The 16,963-nt window shown below is 57.8% G+C and carries 16 protein-coding genes, 1 tRNA gene and 1 riboswitch; of the genes, 1 reads left to right on the top strand and 16 read right to left on the bottom strand.

What is annotated here, in order from left to right:
- The first annotated feature begins 6 nt into the window (after positions 1-6).
- Positions 7-381: a DUF2237 family protein gene (locus tag AC2FH2_RS17220; RefSeq protein WP_142639459.1), complete on the top strand. Its 375-nt coding sequence runs from the start codon at positions 7-9 to the stop codon at positions 379-381.
- Between the two features lie 42 nt (positions 382-423).
- Here AC2FH2_RS17220 and AC2FH2_RS17215 read toward each other — a convergent pair whose 3' ends face one another.
- The 16 genes from AC2FH2_RS17215 to ybeY form a co-directional block, all read right to left on the bottom strand.
- Positions 424-1,569, bottom strand: coding sequence for a slipin family protein (locus tag AC2FH2_RS17215; protein ID WP_496824540.1), 1,146 nt, complete (start codon positions 1,567-1,569; stop codon positions 424-426).
- A gap of 401 nt (positions 1,570-1,970) precedes the next feature.
- Positions 1,971-2,045, bottom strand: a tRNA-Asn gene (locus AC2FH2_RS17210).
- Between the two features lie 366 nt (positions 2,046-2,411).
- Positions 2,412-3,659: a tryptophan synthase subunit beta gene (gene trpB / locus AC2FH2_RS17205; protein ID WP_142639455.1), complete on the bottom strand. Its 1,248-nt coding sequence runs from the start codon at positions 3,657-3,659 to the stop codon at positions 2,412-2,414.
- 92 nt (positions 3,660-3,751) lie between these two features.
- On the bottom strand, positions 3,752-4,402 hold the full coding sequence (locus AC2FH2_RS17200; protein WP_496824538.1) for a phosphoribosylanthranilate isomerase: 651 nt from the start codon (positions 4,400-4,402) through the stop codon (positions 3,752-3,754).
- An 8-nt stretch (positions 4,403-4,410) separates the two neighbouring features.
- A complete protein-coding gene (locus tag AC2FH2_RS17195; protein ID WP_271951622.1) occupies positions 4,411-4,761 on the bottom strand; it encodes a lipopolysaccharide assembly protein LapA domain-containing protein in 351 nt (116 codons plus the stop codon).
- 6 nt (positions 4,762-4,767) lie between these two features.
- Entirely contained in the window at positions 4,768-5,052 is a 285-nt protein-coding gene (ihfB, locus tag AC2FH2_RS17190) for an integration host factor subunit beta (protein WP_271951590.1), read from the bottom strand.
- Positions 5,053-5,322: 270 nt separating this feature from the next.
- On the bottom strand, positions 5,323-6,999 hold the full coding sequence (rpsA, locus tag AC2FH2_RS17185) for a 30S ribosomal protein S1 (RefSeq protein ID WP_142639449.1): 1,677 nt from the start codon (positions 6,997-6,999) through the stop codon (positions 5,323-5,325).
- Between the two features lie 299 nt (positions 7,000-7,298).
- Positions 7,299-8,984 carry a tryptophan halogenase family protein gene (locus AC2FH2_RS17180; RefSeq protein ID WP_142639447.1) on the bottom strand — a complete coding sequence of 562 codons (1,686 nt, stop codon included), beginning with the start codon at positions 8,982-8,984 and terminating at the stop codon, positions 7,299-7,301.
- Between the two features lie 254 nt (positions 8,985-9,238).
- Positions 9,239-9,754 carry a hypothetical protein gene (locus AC2FH2_RS17175; RefSeq protein ID WP_496824536.1) on the bottom strand — a complete coding sequence of 172 codons (516 nt, stop codon included), beginning with the start codon at positions 9,752-9,754 and terminating at the stop codon, positions 9,239-9,241.
- A 101-nt stretch (positions 9,755-9,855) separates the two neighbouring features.
- On the bottom strand, positions 9,856-10,473 hold the full coding sequence (locus AC2FH2_RS17170; RefSeq protein ID WP_496707660.1) for a (d)CMP kinase: 618 nt from the start codon (positions 10,471-10,473) through the stop codon (positions 9,856-9,858).
- Between the two features lie 5 nt (positions 10,474-10,478).
- A complete protein-coding gene (aroA, locus tag AC2FH2_RS17165) occupies positions 10,479-11,831 on the bottom strand; it encodes a 3-phosphoshikimate 1-carboxyvinyltransferase (protein ID WP_496690362.1) in 1,353 nt (450 codons plus the stop codon).
- A gap of 69 nt (positions 11,832-11,900) precedes the next feature.
- Positions 11,901-12,611, bottom strand: coding sequence for a tRNA (guanine(46)-N(7))-methyltransferase TrmB (trmB, locus tag AC2FH2_RS17160; protein WP_496824534.1), 711 nt, complete (start codon positions 12,609-12,611; stop codon positions 11,901-11,903).
- 129 nt (positions 12,612-12,740) lie between these two features.
- Positions 12,741-13,922, bottom strand: coding sequence for a methionine adenosyltransferase (metK, locus tag AC2FH2_RS17155; RefSeq protein WP_271951582.1), 1,182 nt, complete (start codon positions 13,920-13,922; stop codon positions 12,741-12,743).
- A 5-nt stretch (positions 13,923-13,927) separates the two neighbouring features.
- Positions 13,928-13,976, bottom strand: a riboswitch (SAM-SAH riboswitch).
- Between the two features lie 42 nt (positions 13,977-14,018).
- Positions 14,019-15,515, bottom strand: coding sequence for an apolipoprotein N-acyltransferase (gene lnt, locus AC2FH2_RS17150; RefSeq protein ID WP_496690364.1), 1,497 nt, complete (start codon positions 15,513-15,515; stop codon positions 14,019-14,021).
- Positions 15,512-16,399, bottom strand: coding sequence for a hemolysin family protein (locus AC2FH2_RS17145; RefSeq protein WP_496824531.1), 888 nt, complete (start codon positions 16,397-16,399; stop codon positions 15,512-15,514). Before AC2FH2_RS17145 ends, lnt begins: the two co-directional genes overlap by 4 nt.
- A gap of 35 nt (positions 16,400-16,434) precedes the next feature.
- Positions 16,435-16,929, bottom strand: a complete 495-nt coding sequence (gene ybeY / locus AC2FH2_RS17140; RefSeq protein ID WP_496824529.1) for an rRNA maturation RNase YbeY — start codon at positions 16,927-16,929, stop codon at positions 16,435-16,437.
- Between the last annotated feature and the right edge of the window lie 34 nt (positions 16,930-16,963).

Genomic DNA, 16,963 nt, shown 5'->3' with positions numbered 1-16,963 from the left:
GCTCTTATGCAGAAACAGGAAAGCATAAATGTTCTGGGGGGCGTGCTCGCCCCTTGCTCCCGCGATCCGCTGACTGGGTTCTTTCGCGATGGCGCCTGCAATACCTGCCCCGAGGATCAGGGCAGCCACACGGTTTGCGCGGTAATGACGGTCGAGTTTCTGGCCTATTCGAAATATGTCGGCAATGACCTCAGCACGCCGCGCCCCGAGTTTAATTTTCCAGGGCTGCGTGCCGGTGACAGCTGGTGTTTATGTGCGGGTCGCTTCCTGCAAGCCCATGACGAAGGATGCGCGCCCAAGGTTCATCTTGAGGCGACACATCAACGGGCGCTGGACATCGTGCCTCTGCGCATTCTCAACCAACACGCGGTTCAGGACTAGGCAGACCGGCCCGGGATCACCCGGACCAGCCCTTATTCGGGATCAATCCCGCAATTTCACAAGGTCAGACATCAGACCCTCGGTTCCGTTATGAACCGTCAGCCGCTCGACCTTGCCGGCGATGGTTTCCAGCGCTTCCAGCTCTTTCAGTCGCAGCATCACCGGGTTTTCCGCCATAACTTTCGCGGTGTTCAGCAAAGACCGCGTGGCGTTGGTTTCTTCCCTCCGCCGGATGACGTTGGCCTCGGCCTGTTTCTCGGCAGCGACTACGGCGGTCAGGATTTCGCGCATCTCGCCGGGCAGGATGACGTCTTTCAACGCGATCTCACCCACTTCGATGCCGATCCCGGCCATTTGTGTCCGCACCCGATCTGCAGCCTCGGTGTCAACGCCCACCTTCTCGGCAAGTAGCCGGTCAAGCGTCATCGACCCAAGGGTCTTCCGGAACGCCAGTTGCAGGGCCCGGTGCAGGGCCTGATCAAAATCCTTCACCGCCCCCATCGCCTTGACCGGATCGACGACCCGGTAATCGGCGCTGAGGTTGACCCGGATGGTCACCCGGTCCTTGGTCAGTATCTCTTGACCCGTTACCTCATGGGTTCGTTGCCGCAGGTCGATCTGCTTGACCTCGACGTTCCGGCCCACCTTCCAGAAGGCATGAGCGCCGGGGTTCAGCCGATCCACCAGCACGCCATCCACCGTCAGCAAACCGACATGCCCTTCGGCAATCTCGACCCGCGTCAGGTGCATCTGCAGCCCCACCCGAACCAGCCGCTGCGCGACTGCTTTGTGCACAACCATGGACTCGGTCAGCGCGTGTTGCTCAACGGCCCAGGGGCCGGCATCCTTCCAAACTAGCGCCCGTACTTCGGGAATCAGCACTCGAGCGGGCACGCCATCCCGAAGCAGAACCAGAACCTCGTTGGGCCCTGCCCGAAACTCGGTCAGGTGCGCCTCGGCCAGTTCGGGCCGGTTCTGCATCAGCGCCCGCTCATAGGGCGACACGAAAAAGAGAGCCTCCAGATCGTGCAGCTCGGTCAGCACATCCCTGCGTGGCAGCCGGTGTTTCCCGGGGCCGAGGATGGTGTCAATTACCCCCTTGCGCAAAACCAGCACCCGCAGGGTCTCGGTCAGGGTCAGCCGTTGATGACCAGTCAGCCGGTCGATCAGATCTTGGAATAGTGTCATTTCATTTCTCCTTTTCGTCTCGCTCTATCGTCGTCGCAAAAGCGAACTCCTTTTCATGTTTTCAGTGGGTTGCACCCCGATTGGGTGACAGGTGTGAAGCCTTCGGATAAAGGCTGTGAAAGACCGGGCATCCCCCGCGCCGTGCCCTTTTGCGAGAGGGTCAGAGAGAGGGGCGCGGGACCAATGCGCCGCCTGTTCCCAAGGGATCAAGCGGGGCGTCAATCCGGCGACACCGTCATCTGCCCTCCGGCCCAAGACCAGAGCAGCGAAGACCCCTGCCCCGCCCGGCCAAAGCCTGACGTAGCGCGGTGCCACCCCTGCTGGGGAACACCCGGACCTTAATGATTTGGACCGTTTTCACGGACCGGCGTTGAAGGCCGGTGCTGACCTAACAGCGTTTGTTCAAATGGCGGGACTCGAACCCGCTACACATCGATTAACAGTCGATTGCTCTAACCAGAATGAGCTACATTTGGAGCTTTGGAAGGAGTCGAACCTCCGCTCACAGATTTGCCATCTGCCGCTCTTCCACCTGAGCTACAAAGCATGTACCAATCCCCGGTTTCGGCCCTGGCATACGGTTTCGGCAGCGCCGTCCGCACCGAGAGAGTGATCACCTCTGCTCGCTAGGGTCCGGCCCGTTTTGACCGGTAACGGCGGGTTTAGGCGAAGGGGCAGGATTCGCTCAATGATATTCTGAGAGGTGGAAATGCACCTGTGGCGTGTGCGCAACAAAATTACCCAGCTGCGCAACATTCGAAAAGCCGCAGGCTGGAAACCAAAGCTGCACACCGTTCAAAGGCACACAGCTTTTGTCAGAAATTTCAAATTTTACCGCCTGGTCAATCGGCGCTGCGACCTTCGGTATCCGACATGTCGAAGTTCAGATATTTCGCCACGGTCTGAACATCCTTGTCACCACGTCCACACATATTCATGCAGATCAGGTGATCCTTGGGCAGATCCGGCGCGATCTTCATCACATGAGCCAGCGCATGGCTAGGTTCAAGCGCCGGGATGATGCCTTCGGTTGCACAGCAAAGCTGGAACGCCTCAAGCGCCTCTTTGTCGGTGATCGACACATATTGCGCGCGGCCGATATCATTCAGCCATGAATGTTCAGGGCCAATGCCCGGGTAATCCAGACCAGCCGAGATCGAGTATCCTTCGAGGATTTGCCCGTCATCATCCTGCAGCAGATAGGTGCGGTTGCCATGCAGAACACCGGGGCGGCCGCCGGTCAGCGAAGCGCAATGTTCCATCTTGTCGTTCACGCCCTTACCACCGGCTTCGACTCCGATGATGTTGACGGATTTATCATCCAGGAACGGATAGAACAGACCCATTGCGTTCGATCCACCACCGATGGCGGCGATGAGCGTGTCGGGTAAACGGCCCTCAGCCTTGTGCATCTGTTCCTTTGCTTCCTTGCCGATGATCGACTGAAAGTCGCGCACCATCGCCGGATACGGGTGCGGGCCAGCAACTGTACCGATGCAATAAAACGTATCGCGCACGTTGGTCACCCAGTCACGTAACGCATCGTTCATCGCGTCTTTCAATGTGCCACGACCTGACGTCACAGGGATCACTTCGGCCCCCAGCAGGCGCATGCGGAACACGTTCGGGGCCTGTCGCTGCACATCATGCGCGCCCATATAGACCACGCATTTCAAACCGAACTTGGCGCAAACGGTGGCTGTGGCCACGCCATGCTGTCCGGCGCCGGTCTCGGCAATGATCCGGGTCTTGCCCATGCGCCGCGCCAGAATGATCTGGCCCAATACGTTATTGATCTTGTGCGCGCCGGTATGGTTCAGCTCATCGCGCTTCAGATAGATTTTGGCGCCACCCAGATGCTCGGTCAGGCGCTCGGCATAATATAGTGGCGAAGGGCGTCCCACATAGTTGGCCCACAGATCGTCCATCTCGGCCCAAAATGAGGCATCGTCCTTGGCCTTTTCATATTCCTCTTCCAGCGCCAGGATCAGCGGCATCAGCGTTTCGCTGACAAAACGCCCGCCGAAAATGCCGAAACGGCCCTGCTCGTCTGGGCCGGACATGAAGGAATTGAAAAGATCGTTGGCCATGGGTGTCTCCATCGTCGTACCCGTTGTTCATAGGAGGTAGCGGCGGGATTTGCCATGGCAAAACGCACATGGGAATCCTTAGATGTGATACCTCAGCCGGCCCGAATTGCAGCGTCTACAAACGCACGAACCATCGCGGCATCCTTGATGCCCGGTGTACTTTCCACGCCTGAGGCGACATCGACCTGACGCGCGCCCGTCATACGGATGGCCTCGGCCACATTTCCGGGGTTCAACCCACCGGCCAGCATCCAGGGCTTGCGCCAGTATTTGCGCCCAGCCAGTAAACGCCAGTCAAACGCCAGCCCGTTTCCACCCGGCAGAACCGAGCTCCTTGGCGCCTTGGCATCTATCAGCAACTGATCGGCAACATCGCAATAAGTATCAATGGCGGCCAGGTCTTCGGCATCTGCAACACCAACCACCTTGATAACAGGCAACCCATAGCGCGCCTTGATTTCCTGCACCCGCTCGACAGATTCTGAGCCATGCAGCTGCAACATGTCAAAAGGGGCGACTGCGGTGATACTGTCCAACAACTCATCCGTGGCGTTCACAACCAAGGCGACCTTTGCAACCCCAACGGGGACATGCTCGAACAAAGCTGCTGCCTGTTGAGGCGAAACATATCGAGGCGATTTCGGAAAGAAGTTGAAACCAAGATACCGCGCACCCGCATCAGCTGCTGCGCGCACGTGATCTTGTGCAGTCAGGCCGCAGATTTTAACCGCTACATCCGACATTCCGGGCCTCAGCTGGCCTCATCCAACAGGGCGAGAACTTCGTCCTGTCCTTCGTTCTGCGCTTTCTTGAGCTTCTTGACCTCACGCTCAAGCTTGCGCACTTCACCTTTGCTGGCGGTAGCATCGCGGCGGTGCTTGTGCTCGCGCAGCCATTCCCAAAGAAAGCCAATGACCAGGCCAGCGACGATGCCACCCAGAACCACCACGAACAGCGGCAACGAGGCGCTGAAATTGAAGCCAAGCAAATCGGCTATAGCCGAGGGAATAAGCGTCAGCTCAACCGCTTCGCGGTTGGCCAGAGAGACTGAAATCAAGACGATCCCGAGGACCGCGAGAAAAGCATATCGAAGGTAGCGCATCATGGCCTAGGCTTTACCGTTCAACCGGTCCCTTAGCAACTTGCCAGTTTTGAAAAACGGAACACATTTTTCTTCGACCTGCACAGTTTCGCCGGTACGCGGGTTACGACCCACACGGGCATCGCGCTGTTTCACTGAAAACGCCCCAAAGCCTCTCAGTTCAACCCGATCCCCTCGCGCCATCGCATTCGTTACTTCTTCGAACACGGTATTCACGATTCGCTCGACGTCACGCTGATAAAGATGCGGGTTCTCGTCGGCGATTTTCTGAATCAGTTCTGAACGGATCATGTGCGTTACCCTCCCAGGCGACCGGTTAACCATGCCTATTATTCTGAACAGTATAGGAAAAAACTGGGTTCGGGGGAACGTAAACTCTGCGGGCAAAGGTTGAAAATTACAGTTAAGTAACGCGATTTTTTGCCAGTTCATGTAATTTGCCTGACAAATGTATGAACCTAAGACCCAATTAGCCTGAAAATGCGAACATGTTGATTCGCAACAAAAACGGCCCCGCGCTTTCACACGGGGCCGTAAATTCGGCTTGACTGAGGCTCGGACTTAGTCGCCCGACTTCAGCGCTGCACCCAGGATATCGCCCAGCGATGCGCCCGAGTCGGAAGAACCGTACTGTTCCACGGCCTCTTTCTCTTCGGCGATCTCACGTGCCTTGATCGACAGACCCAGACGACGGGTCTTGCTGTCGACATTGGTGACGCGGACGTCGACCTTGTTACCGACCGAGAAACGCTCTGGGCGCTGTTCGGCACGGTCACGGCTCAGGTCGGAACGACGGATGAACGACTTCATACCTTCGTACTCGACCTCGATGCCGCCATCTTCGATCGCGGTGACCTCAACGGTGATGATCGAGCCACGCTTCACGCCGCCCACGGCTTCGGCGAACTTGTCACCGCCCAGGGCTTTGATCGACAGCGAGATACGCTCTTTCTCGACATCCACTTCAGACACAACGGCCTGTACCACGTCGTTCTTGTGGTAGTTCTGGATGGCATCCTCGCCACGCTCGTCCCAGGACAGATCGCTGAGGTGAACCATGCCGTCGATGTCGCCTTCGAGGCCAATGAACAGACCGAATTCGGTGATGTTCTTGACTTCGCCTTCGACTTCGGTGCCCTCGGGGTGTGTTTCTGCAAACACTTCCCACGGGTTGCGCTGAGTCTGCTTCAGGCCCAGAGACACGCGACGCTTGGCGCCATCGATTTCCAGAACCATGACGTCGACTTCCTGGCTGGTCGAAACGATCTTGCCGGGGTGGACGTTTTTCTTGGTCCAGGACATCTCGGACACGTGCACCAGACCTTCGACACCGGCTTCCAGCTCGACGAACGCGCCGTAGTCGGTGATGTTGGTGACGCGACCCTGATGAACCGAGCTCAGCGGATACTTGGCTGCAACCAGATCCCACGGATCTTCCTGCAGCTGCTTCATGCCCAGGCTGATGCGGTGGGTCTCTTTGTTGATCTTGATGACCTGAACGTTGATGGTCTCGCCGATCGTCAGGATCTCGGACGGGTGGTTCACACGGCGCCATGCCATGTCGGTGACGTGCAGCAGGCCGTCAACGCCGCCCAGGTCAACAAACGCACCGTATTCGGTGATGTTCTTGACGACGCCTTCGACGGTCTGACCTTCGGTCAGGTTGCCGATAACCTCGGCGCGCTGTTCGGCACGCGATTCTTCCAGGATTGCGCGGCGCGAAACAACGATGTTGCCACGGCGACGGTCCATTTTCAGAATCTGGAACGGCTGCTTCAGACCCATCAGAGGGCCAGCGTCGCGTACGGGGCGCACGTCAACCTGCGAGCCGGGCAGGAACGCAACTGCACCACCCAGATCGACGGTGAAGCCACCTTTGACGCGACCAAAGATTGCACCTTCGACGCGCTGGTCGTCGGCATATGCTTTTTCCAGACGGTCCCATGCCTCTTCACGGCGGGCCATCTCACGTGAGATGACAGCTTCGCCACGGGCGTTTTCTGCGGCGCGCAGGTAAACTTCAACCTCGTCACCAACAGTGATTTCAGGGGCTTCGCCAGGATTTGCGAATTCTTTCAGATCAACGCGGCCTTCCATTTTGTAGCCGACGTCGATGATGGCTTGGCCGGCTTCGATCGCCAGAACCTTACCTTTGACAACAGAACCCTCTTCGGGCGTGTCCATTTCGAAGCTTTCATTCAGGAGGGCTTCGAATTCCTCCATGGTTGTATCAGCCATCTGGCAGTGTTTTCCTTTACATACGTTTTTGCTGGCCGAGCGGTTGTCTCCGCCGGTCTTCGTGGATTGGTCAGACGACCTGACATATACCGCAAAACAAAGAGGGCCGGTTGGTCCGACCCTGCTCGTCTCATTGTTTTATGGCTCAAATCGCCTTGTCGACGCGCGCTCTATAACGGGTTCGCACAGGCGCTGCAAGTTTTACCGTGCGTATCACAAAATAACACGCAAACCCCAGCCTTGCATGGCTGAGGTCGGGTCGATTTGTATTCTTCTTCAGCTCCGAAAGGACAGAGCGCCTAAAACAGTTGCAGATCTTTTGAGCCGCTTTGGATTTCGGCAAAATTCGGCATGTTCTGGACCGCCAAAGGTACCGGGGCCGCGCCCGGCATCGCGACTGTTGGCTTCGCTGCTGCGGCCTTTCCAAAGGCCGGGCGCTCTAGCTCGCCCCGGATATCGCGCAGCAGGGTTTTGTGATCAGGCATTGATCTGAGTATCTGCGCAAGATCCACTTTCGCGCCTTTCCACCACTGGAACCAGATCGGTTTCTTCAACGGCCGCAAGCGATCGCGGATGCCGGCACCATAGCCCGTATCATAGACCTGCTTACCCAAAAGAACCGTTTGATAGACGCGGAAATCGAAAAGCGTTGCAAACTCGATATCTCGTTCCAAAGGCAGGCGGTGCTGCCACAGCTCAAGGTTCTCGGCCAGCCGATCCGGTATCTTCATTTCGGTCCGCGCGTCGATCCAATATTGATCATCCGTGCGGTTGCCCAAGCGGTAGTGCAGACAAATGAAATCCAGAACCTCGTCATAGAGCTTGTCCATTTGCTTGTTATATCTCGCCCGCAGCGACGGTTCGATGTCCCGCGTGGGCAGATGCTCGGCGAACCAGCGCACCGCATGATCAATCATGTGGATCGCTGTACTTTCCAGCGGTTCGATGAACCCTCCGGCCAGTCCGATCGCCACACAATTCTTGACCCAGGCATTGCGCACTCGTCCGATACGCATCGGGATCACACGCGGCGTCGCACCTTTGCCGCTATCGCCCAGCCATTCGAGGTATTCATCCGCCGCCTGTTCATCCGTGCGATGCGCGGATGAGTAGACATAGCCCGTGCCCACACGGTTAAAGAGCGGCACCCGCCAGGTCCACCCCGCACCAAGTGCGGTGGACCGTGTGACGCTTTCAATTTTTTCTGGATCCGGGTGCTCGATCTGCAACGCCATGGCGCGGTCGTTGGGCAGATAGTCAGAATAATCCATGAATGGCTCGCCCAGCGCCTTGTTGATAATCAAGCCGCGAAACCCGGTGCAATCCACGACCATCTCAATGTCATGGCGGCCTTTCTTTTCCAGCATCAGATGACTGACATTGCCCTGCTCATCCAGCTCGACCGATTTCACCTCGTCCTGGATGTGCTCAACGCCGCGCTTGGTGCAAACCCTGGTCAACATGCCTGCAAACTTCACAGCATCCAGATGATAGGCATAGCCGAACCGCTGCTCAAACTCTGGCTGACCCAGTGGCCGCCCACCTTTGCACAGGCGCGCCAGATCATCATGGGGCGAGATGGACTGCGTGAAATCCCTATCGCCATTGCCAAAGCGCAGGAAGTATTCCGCGGGCTCTAACCCCTCTAACAACTGGCCATGCGCAAAAGGGTTCACGTAATCAATGCGATTGCCCTTGGCGTCCTTGTTCCAATTACAAAACTTCACGCCCAGCTTGAACGAGGCGTTGGTCTCACGGAAGAAATCCCGCTCTGAAATGCCGGCCTGGCGCAGCGTGACCGGCATCCGTGGAACGGTGGCCTCGCCGACGCCCACAGTCGAGATATTGGGGCTTTCGATCAGGCAGATACGCGGGCGATCCTTGGGTGCTGACGTGCGTGAAAACACCATTTCCAGGATCAGCGCGGTCATCCAACCTGCCGTGCCGCCACCCACAATGGTGATCTTGCGCAAACGATTATTCATATTTTCTGTCCCTGTTGGTTTTGGGTTTTTTTAGCCGCCTGCCCTTTTTGATTTTGGGGCTTGTAAAGCAGCTTTCCCTTTTTGCCTGAGAGAAACTATAACAGCTTTCCTGCATCCAGCTAGGCACTATGACGGCCGAACCTACATACATGTCGGGTCATCAGACCCGGCAACACAGGCCGCTCGCCACTGCGCGACTTTCTTTAGGATGGTGGATGCTGCGAGAAAGGAGATGCGCAAGTACCGGCCCTGCGTCAGATATCCTCGCCTTTTTTCAGAAGCTCTTCGATCAGAGCGCGCTGAAGATCATTGCTATCGCCGCCGCCAAATTCCGCAACTCCGCTGGAATACAAGGTGCCGTAGGTGTTGGCGATGTTCACCGTCTGGGCCAGCCCCGAGATCAACTGATCCCTTTCCAGCCGCGATAAGGGGTGGATGAACGCAGCCCACAAGGTGCCATTGGCAATCGCATATCGCGCATCCAGGGTACTGTCGAAATTCGCCTGCATCATCCGTTGCATGTCCTGAGCACTCAGATCTTCGACACTTTGGATCGACACCATGGCCCGCATCCGGTCCGCATTGACGTCAGTAATCACCAGAACGGGAACCTCCGCGATGGTAAGCTGAAAGCCTGGCCCAAGAGGCTCTGTCTCGGGGTCAAGCGCAAACAATATCTTGCCCAAACGCTCGTAGGTCATTGGCGGTTCTGCCTCTTGCGCTGCAAGCGCACTGGCGAGAAAGGTAAAAATCAAAATAAGGCGGAACATCGATTACCTCCGGCAGATGTCGATACAAAGGTAATCGACGCCTCGGGCGCTGGCCAAACAAAGCTTAGTGAACAAAGTTGTGTTTGCTCTGGCAAACGGCCCTAGGGCAGAACTGGTTCGATGACCTCAATCGCGCGGGCAAGAGCAGCGTCAATGCTCAGGTCCGAGGTATCCAGTATGACCGCATCCTCAGCTGGCTTCATAGGTGCCGTGCTGCGTTCGGCATCCCGAGCGTCCCGCTCTCGCACATCGGCCAACACCTGTGCGCGTGTCACCTCATGGCCCTTGGCGTCCAGTTCCAGAAACCGTCTCTCAGCGCGCACTTCGGCGCTGGCGGTGACAAACAGTTTCACCTCGGCCCGCGGGCAAATAACGGTTCCGATATCACGGCCGTCCAACACCGCACCGCCCGCGCGGCGCGCAAAGGCGCGCTGAAAATCGACCAATGCAGCCCGCACCTCGGGGATAACTGCAACTTTCGAGGCCGCTTGCGCGATTTCAGTGGTGCGCAGATCACCCTGATCCAGGTCCTCGGCCGTCAGCGTTTGCGCGGCACTAACCGGGTCGGCACCTTCCAGCGTTCTGCGGCCAACCGCACGGTAAAGCAGGCCGGTATCGAGGTGCGCAAACCCGAAATGGGCGGCAACGGCATTGGAAATCGTGCCCTTCCCCGCTGCTGCCGGGCCATCGATTGCTATGGTGAAACTGGCAACTGCCATCGCATTTACCGGTTGTTTCGCTGCAGCCGCGCACCAAGGCCAGCCATCAACGGTTCGAAGATCGGGAAAGACGTTGCGATCGGGCCGCCATCGTCGACTCCGACCGGATTTTTCGCCCCCATACCCATAACCATAAAGGACATCGCGATCCGGTGATCCAGAAAGCTCTCACAGGTGCCGCCGCCGGGAACATTGCCAATTCCCAAACCATCCACAGACCACCAATCATCGCCCTCATCGACGGTGACGCCATTAACGCGCAGGCCGCGGGCCATCGCATCAATACGGTCGCTTTCCTTGACGCGCAGTTCTTTTACGCCACCCATCATTGTGGTGCCTGTGGCATTTGCCGCGACCACAGATAGAACCGGGTATTCGTCAATCATCGAGGCCGCTCGTTCCGGAGGAACCGAGATTCCTTTCATATCGGGGGAATACCGGGCACGTAGATCCGCGACCGGTTCACCACCCTCTTCGCGCTCATTTTCATAGGTCAAGTCAGCACCCATCTCACGCAGAGTGGTAAACAGACCCGCGCGGGTCGGGTTCAGGCCGATGCCTGGAACCAGAACATCAGATCCGGGCGTGATCAGCGCAGCACAGACCGGAAAGGCCGCGCTGGAGGGATCACGGGGCACAACGATGATCTGCGGTTTCAACTCAGGGCGACCGGTCAGGGTGATCACCCGCCCCTCATCGGTATCCTCGACCGTGATTTCAGCCCCGAATCCGGCCAGCATCCGCTCGGAATGGTCCCGGGTCGCTTCGGCCTCAATCACCACGGTCTTGCCCGGTGCGTTCAGACCTGCCAACAAAACGGCAGATTTCACCTGTGCGGAGGGAACAGGAACCTCGTACTTTACTGGGACAGGGTCTGCTGCACCCACAATCGTCATAGGTAGGCGCCCCCCGGTGCGTCCCACAGCTTGCGCACCAAACAACGCCAGAGGATCGGTTACCCGCGCCATAGGGCGTTTGTTGAGGCTGGCATCCCCCGTGAATGTCGCGGAAATCGCAGAGGTCGCCATCGCACCCATGATCAACCGAACGCCGGTGCCCGAGTTGCCGCAGTCAATAACCTGATCGGGTTCGGCAAAGCCACCGACGCCCACACCATGGACTGACCATTCGCCACCCCCGTGATCTGTCACCTCAGCCCCAAAGGCACGCATCGCCTTTGCGGTGTCCAGAACGTCCTCACCCTCCAACAGACCGGTGATCCGGGTTTCACCTACGGCCATCGCGCCCAGGATCAGCGATCGGTGCGAGATCGACTTGTCACCAGGCACCTCGGCCGCTCCGGTCAGCGGACCGCAAGGGTGCGAGGTCATCGGGATGGGCGTGCCGTGTCCGGACATGGGGGCTCCTGTTTTCGCTATCAGTTCCCAAGCCGATTAGCGAATTGGGGGCGCTTGGTCCAGCCGCAATCAGTCGTTGCGGCGGAAGGTCAGGTAATGCGGTGTCCGCCCTTCGCGCAGGGCCTTCTGCTCATAGCGCGTGGAAATCCAGTCTTCCCAAGGCTCACGCCAATCGGTGGGGCGTTCCGCCAACCATTCGAAACCAGCGCCCGGCACCTCTTCCAACGTTTGGCGGACATAGTCGGGAATATCTGTTGCAACGCGAAAGATCGCGCCCGGTTTCAACGACCGCGCCAACGGCTCCAGATGCTCTGGGGTCACGAACCGACGGCGGTGATGCCGGGTTTTGGGCCAGGGATCGGGGTACAGAAGAAAGGCGCGTGATATGCTGGCTTCGGGCAAGACATCAAAAAGATCGCGCGCATCGCCGGGATGCACCGCCAGATTCTCGACCCCAGCCTTGCGAATCTTACCCAACAGCATGGCGACACCGTTGATATAGGGTTCTGCCCCAATGATACCGATATCGGGATTGCTGGCCGCCTGATGCACCAGATGCTCGCCGCCGCCAAAGCCGATCTCAAGCCAGACATCCTTGCCACCGAACAGGGCCTTCAGATCCAGCGGACTGCGTTCAGGATTGCTTTCCCAGTCCACAGTACCCGGAGACAGCGCATCGAGGTCTTCGCTTAGATACGTCTTTTGGCTTTGCTTCAGGGTCTTGCCTTTGAAGCGGCCATAAAAGTTTCTGCGGGGGCGTTGGGGGGTCTGGGTGCTCATGGCGGTGCCCATACTGCGGGGACGGCTCAGAGGCAAGGGGCGGCGGCAGAGCAGAATAGCCGCCGCCTCTCATCCATTTCCCAAGAAATAGGCGCGCCCGCAAGGGCGCACCAATTGATAACAGTCAGATCAAACCGCCGCTTTCAACGCGTCTGCTAGATCTGTGCGCTCCCAGCTGAAACCTCCATCCGCTTCCGGCTGGCGGCCAAAATGGCCATAGGCTGCTGTGCGCTGATAGATCGGCTTGTTCAGCTCCAGATGCTGACGGATGCCGCGTGGGGTCAGGTCCATCACCTGGCCGACGGCTTTTTCAATCCGATCATCCGCGATCTGCCCCGTGCCATGCGTATCCGCATAGATCGACAGAGGCCGGGAAACGCCAATGGCATAGCTCAGCTGGATCGTGCAACGCTCGGCCATTCCCGCGGCTACGACATTCTTGGCCAGATAGCGCGCGGCATAAGCCGCCGAACGGTCCACCTTGGTCGGGTCTTTACCCGAAAACGCTCCGCCACCATGTGGCGCTGCACCACCATAAGTGTCCACGATGATCTTACGACCGGTCAGACCCGCATCTCCGTCCGGACCGCCAATGACGAACTTGCCGGTTGGGTTGACGTGCCAATCGGTCTGATCGGTCAGCCAACCCTCGGGCAGAGTTTCGGTGATATACGGCTCAACAATGGAGCGAATATCGGCCGAGCTCAGCGTCTCATCCAGATGCTGGGTCGACAGAACGATCGAGCTGACGCCAACCGGCTTGCCATCCTGGTAGATCACTGACAGCTGCGATTTCGCATCCGGGCCCAGCGCAGGCTCGGTCCCGTTCTTGCGCACCTCGGCCAGACGGCGCAGGATTGCGTGGGAATACTGGATCGGCGCAGGCATAAGCGCGGGTGTCTCGGTGGTAGCATAGCCGAACATGATGCCCTGATCACCAGCACCTTCGTCCTTGTCACCCGACGCATCTACGCCCTGCGCAATATGTGCAGATTGCTCATGCAGCAGGTTCGTAACTTCTACCGTCTCGTGGTGGAACTTATCCTGCTCATAGCCGATATCCTTGATACAGGCGCGGGCGATCTCGTCGATGCGGCCCATATAGTCATGCAGCTTGTCCTGATCAGACAGCCCCACTTCGCCGCCGATCACCACGCGATCCGTTGTCGCAAAGGTCTCGCACGCAACGCGTGCCTCGGGTTCTTCGTTCAGAAATGCGTCTAGTACGGCGTCGGAAATACGGTCACAAACCTTATCCGGATGCCCTTCGGAAACGGATTCCGAAGTAAAGGTATAGTTCTGTCGGGACATGCAAGTGCTCCATTGAAATTACCCCGTCACGCCAGGAAGCCGTTGTGATGGGCACAAGAGGGGATAAGCCCCCCGAAACTGAGGGTCAATGCGAAATCATAGGTTTCGCCGCCGCAGTCCATACCATAACAGGCCAAACAGCACCAATAACACGGCAAAGACAGGATTATCCCCCATTCGGGAATAAGCCGTCGGAGAATGAGGCGCCGGAAGTCCGGCATCAATATAGCCCGCCTGCCCAAGTGGCAGGGCCTCGGTGATCCGGCCCAGCGGGTCAATCATGGCGGAGACGCCGGTATTGGCCGAACGCATCATGGGCAGCCCCTGCTCGATGGCACGCATCTGTGCCTGAGCCAGGTGCTGATACGGTCCCGAGCGCGTTCCGAACCACGCATCATTGGTGATTTGCAGAAGGAAATCAGCGCGCCCCGGCGCGGATAGGACATCCTGGGTAAACACAGCTTCGTAGCAGATCAACGGCAGCGCTTTACCCAATGGGCCTGCATCCAGCAGCGCCGCCCCCGACCCGGCGCTGAACCCATGTCCGGTGGTTGCAGCCATGCCATAGATCCCGAACCGCGCCATCACGTCGCCAAACGGAACATATTCGCCAAAAGGCGCCAGATGATGTTTGTCGTACAGCCCCTGCTGAGCCCCATCCACATCAAGGTAGATCATCGAGTTGTAGATTCGCGGCCCGTCGCCTCGTTGAATTCCCAGAACAACCGGCGTGCCTTGCGCCGCCTCGGCGATGGCATCCAGATACGGCTGCGCGCTGCCCAGCCAGGCGGGAACCGAGGTTTCAGGCCAAACAATCAGGTCAGGCTGTGGTTCGGCGGCAGTAAACTCGATCTGACGTGCGAAGAACAGAGGTGCAAACTCTGGATCCCATTTCTGATGTTGCAACGCATTGGGCTGAACCAAGCGAACGATATGTCCCGTTTCGTCCACAGCGGGCCGCGTCCCTGCATAGCCCAAAGCCAATGCGACCGATGCCACACTGATGCCCAAGGGCACGAATACTCCGGAACGCAGCGCCAAAGCCGCCCCTAGTGGCAGTGTCGCCACCAAGGTCAGCGCCCCAAGCCCGTAAGGCCCAAAAAGTGACAGTAGCTGCGCAACAGGGGTCTCGACCCAGACCTGCGCCAGCCCGGCCCAGGGGAACCCGGTCAGAACATAACCGCGGGCACATTCCGCCAACGAAATTGCCACGGCGAGAAACAACGCTTGTGAAACCCCGCGCGCGCCGGGCCTGCGAGCAACCCAGAATGCCAGCGCCCAGAACAGCGCCAAACCACCAGCCATGAAGACCAAAGCAAACGGAGCCATCCAAGCGTGACGATCGGCGTCCACCAGAAACGGCTCGACAATCCAGCTGAGTGCATGGGCGAAATACCCGGTCCCAAACGCCCAACCGATCCACGCCGCACGCGCACGTGTCTCGGTGCTCTGAAATATCGGTGCGACCAACACCAACGCCAATACAGAAGCCACCCAATACCCAAAGGGAGCCAGACCAAATGCAGCCAGCCCTCCCAACAAACCAGAAAGGACAAATCTAAGCCAAATGGGCCAAGCCCGTATCAGGTTCATGCAACGATATCCGGCAGCATGACACGCAGCCGTTTGATGCGCCGTGGATCCGCATCAATCACCTCAAATTCAGGCCCTTCCGGATGCAGAACAACCTCTCCTCGTGCCGGAACCCGTCCGGACAACATGAAGACCAACCCGCCAAGCGTGTCGATCTCTTCCTCATCGACATCCTCGTGGCTGGTCAAGGATCGCCCGATCTCGGCTTCGAAATCTTCAAGGGGTATCCGCGCCTGCACCACATAACATCCAGGTTTTTCCTGAACCCAAAGTTGGCTTTCATCCGCATCATGTTCGTCCGCGATCTCACCAACAACCTGTTCGATCAGGTCTTCGATCGTCAGCAACCCGTCGACACCACCATATTCGTCGATCACCAATGCCATGTGGCGGCGCTCGGTTTGCATTTTGGTCATCAGCACACCGATCGGCATCGAAGGCGGCACGAACAGCAATGTCCGCAACATCGACACCAGATCAAACTCAGTCGAGCCGCCGTTGAACCCGTGCGTCAACGCGAAATCTTTCAGGTGGATAAAACCCAAAGGCGTATCCAGCGTTCCTTCATATACAGGTATCCTGGACAGACCGCTTTCCCGGAAAACCTGGGCCAGCTCATCTTTGGATATCGTCGACGGTACTGACACGATCTCGACCGTGGGAATCGCCACATCCTCGACCCGCATCCGGCGCAGGTTAATCATGCCGCGAGGTTGAGCCGGATCGACCTCTTGCCCATTGACCTCAGAAGCCGAGTCTTCACTCTGCGTTGAGAACGCATCCACTATTCGAGAGAAAAGTCCTGGTCTCTCAGTGAAATTTTCGTTGCCGTCCTTCGGTTGCGCGCCCTGCGCCGCCATAGAACTGCCGTCTGTTTCGCCCATTTTCCCATTCCAAATGATAAGCCGAAAGGCTCGTTCTAAGCATTATATGGGTTATCAATACCCAGTTTGCCAAGTATCTCCACCTCAACACCCTCCATCAGCGTGGCGTCGAGATCACGAATGTGATCATAACCCAGCAAATGCAACAGGCCATGAACAATCAGATGTGTGACATGATCATCCATGTTTTTCCCTGCCTCCGCCGCCTCGCGAGCACAAGTATCATAAGAAATCGCGATATCGCCCAGAGCAATTTCCCCTGAGAAATCGGGTTCAGGGAGTATCGGAGTCTGCCCGGCGGAGTCCGCAGCCAAATCTTCGGCTGGCCAGCTAAGCACATTGGTCGGTGACGCCTTTTCGCGGAATTCCGTGTTCAACTGGGCGATCCGTGCATCGTCGCATCCCAGCAGGCTAACCTCACACTGGTCCGCATCAAGATCGCAATGATCCAAAACCGCCCTTGTGGCGCGCTCTGCCAAAAATTCGAGCCCGTCCCAGCGCGGGTCTTCAACCGATAGTTCCAGGTTCATGCCACCATGTCCAAAATCCCGATACCGGGACCCA

The sequence above is a fragment of the Ruegeria sp. YTSA105 genome (assembly GCF_059610225.1).
This window is presented reverse-complemented; position numbering and strand designations above follow the sequence as displayed.

Bases quoted from the DNA above. Each gene is read 5' to 3' on its own strand.
- AC2FH2_RS17175 (WP_496824536.1), bottom strand. From the start codon at position 9,754: ATGTTCCGCCTTATTTTGATTTTTACCTTTCTCGCCAGTGCGCTTGCA.
- trmB (WP_496824534.1), bottom strand. From the start codon at position 12,611: ATGAGCACCCAGACCCCCCAACGCCCCCGCAGAAACTTTTATGGCCGC.
- metK (WP_271951582.1), bottom strand. From the start codon at position 13,922: ATGTCCCGACAGAACTATACCTTTACTTCGGAATCCGTTTCCGAAGGG.
- rpsA (WP_142639449.1), bottom strand. From the start codon at position 6,999: ATGGCTGATACAACCATGGAGGAATTCGAAGCCCTCCTGAATGAAAGC.
- ybeY (WP_496824529.1), bottom strand. From the start codon at position 16,929: ATGAACCTGGAACTATCGGTTGAAGACCCGCGCTGGGACGGGCTCGAA.
- lnt (WP_496690364.1), bottom strand. From the start codon at position 15,515: ATGAACCTGATACGGGCTTGGCCCATTTGGCTTAGATTTGTCCTTTCT.
- AC2FH2_RS17145 (WP_496824531.1), bottom strand. From the start codon at position 16,399: ATGGGCGAAACAGACGGCAGTTCTATGGCGGCGCAGGGCGCGCAACCG.
- AC2FH2_RS17220 (WP_142639459.1), top strand. From the start codon at position 7: ATGCAGAAACAGGAAAGCATAAATGTTCTGGGGGGCGTGCTCGCCCCT.
- ihfB (WP_271951590.1), bottom strand. From the start codon at position 5,052: ATGATCCGTTCAGAACTGATTCAGAAAATCGCCGACGAGAACCCGCAT.
- AC2FH2_RS17180 (WP_142639447.1), bottom strand. From the start codon at position 8,984: ATGAATAATCGTTTGCGCAAGATCACCATTGTGGGTGGCGGCACGGCA.
- AC2FH2_RS17170 (WP_496707660.1), bottom strand. From the start codon at position 10,473: ATGGCAGTTGCCAGTTTCACCATAGCAATCGATGGCCCGGCAGCAGCG.
- AC2FH2_RS17215 (WP_496824540.1), bottom strand. From the start codon at position 1,569: ATGACACTATTCCAAGATCTGATCGACCGGCTGACTGGTCATCAACGG.
- AC2FH2_RS17200 (WP_496824538.1), bottom strand. From the start codon at position 4,402: ATGTCGGATGTAGCGGTTAAAATCTGCGGCCTGACTGCACAAGATCAC.
- AC2FH2_RS17195 (WP_271951622.1), bottom strand. From the start codon at position 4,761: ATGCGCTACCTTCGATATGCTTTTCTCGCGGTCCTCGGGATCGTCTTG.
- aroA (WP_496690362.1), bottom strand. From the start codon at position 11,831: ATGTCCGGACACGGCACGCCCATCCCGATGACCTCGCACCCTTGCGGT.
- trpB (WP_142639455.1), bottom strand. From the start codon at position 3,659: ATGGCCAACGATCTTTTCAATTCCTTCATGTCCGGCCCAGACGAGCAG.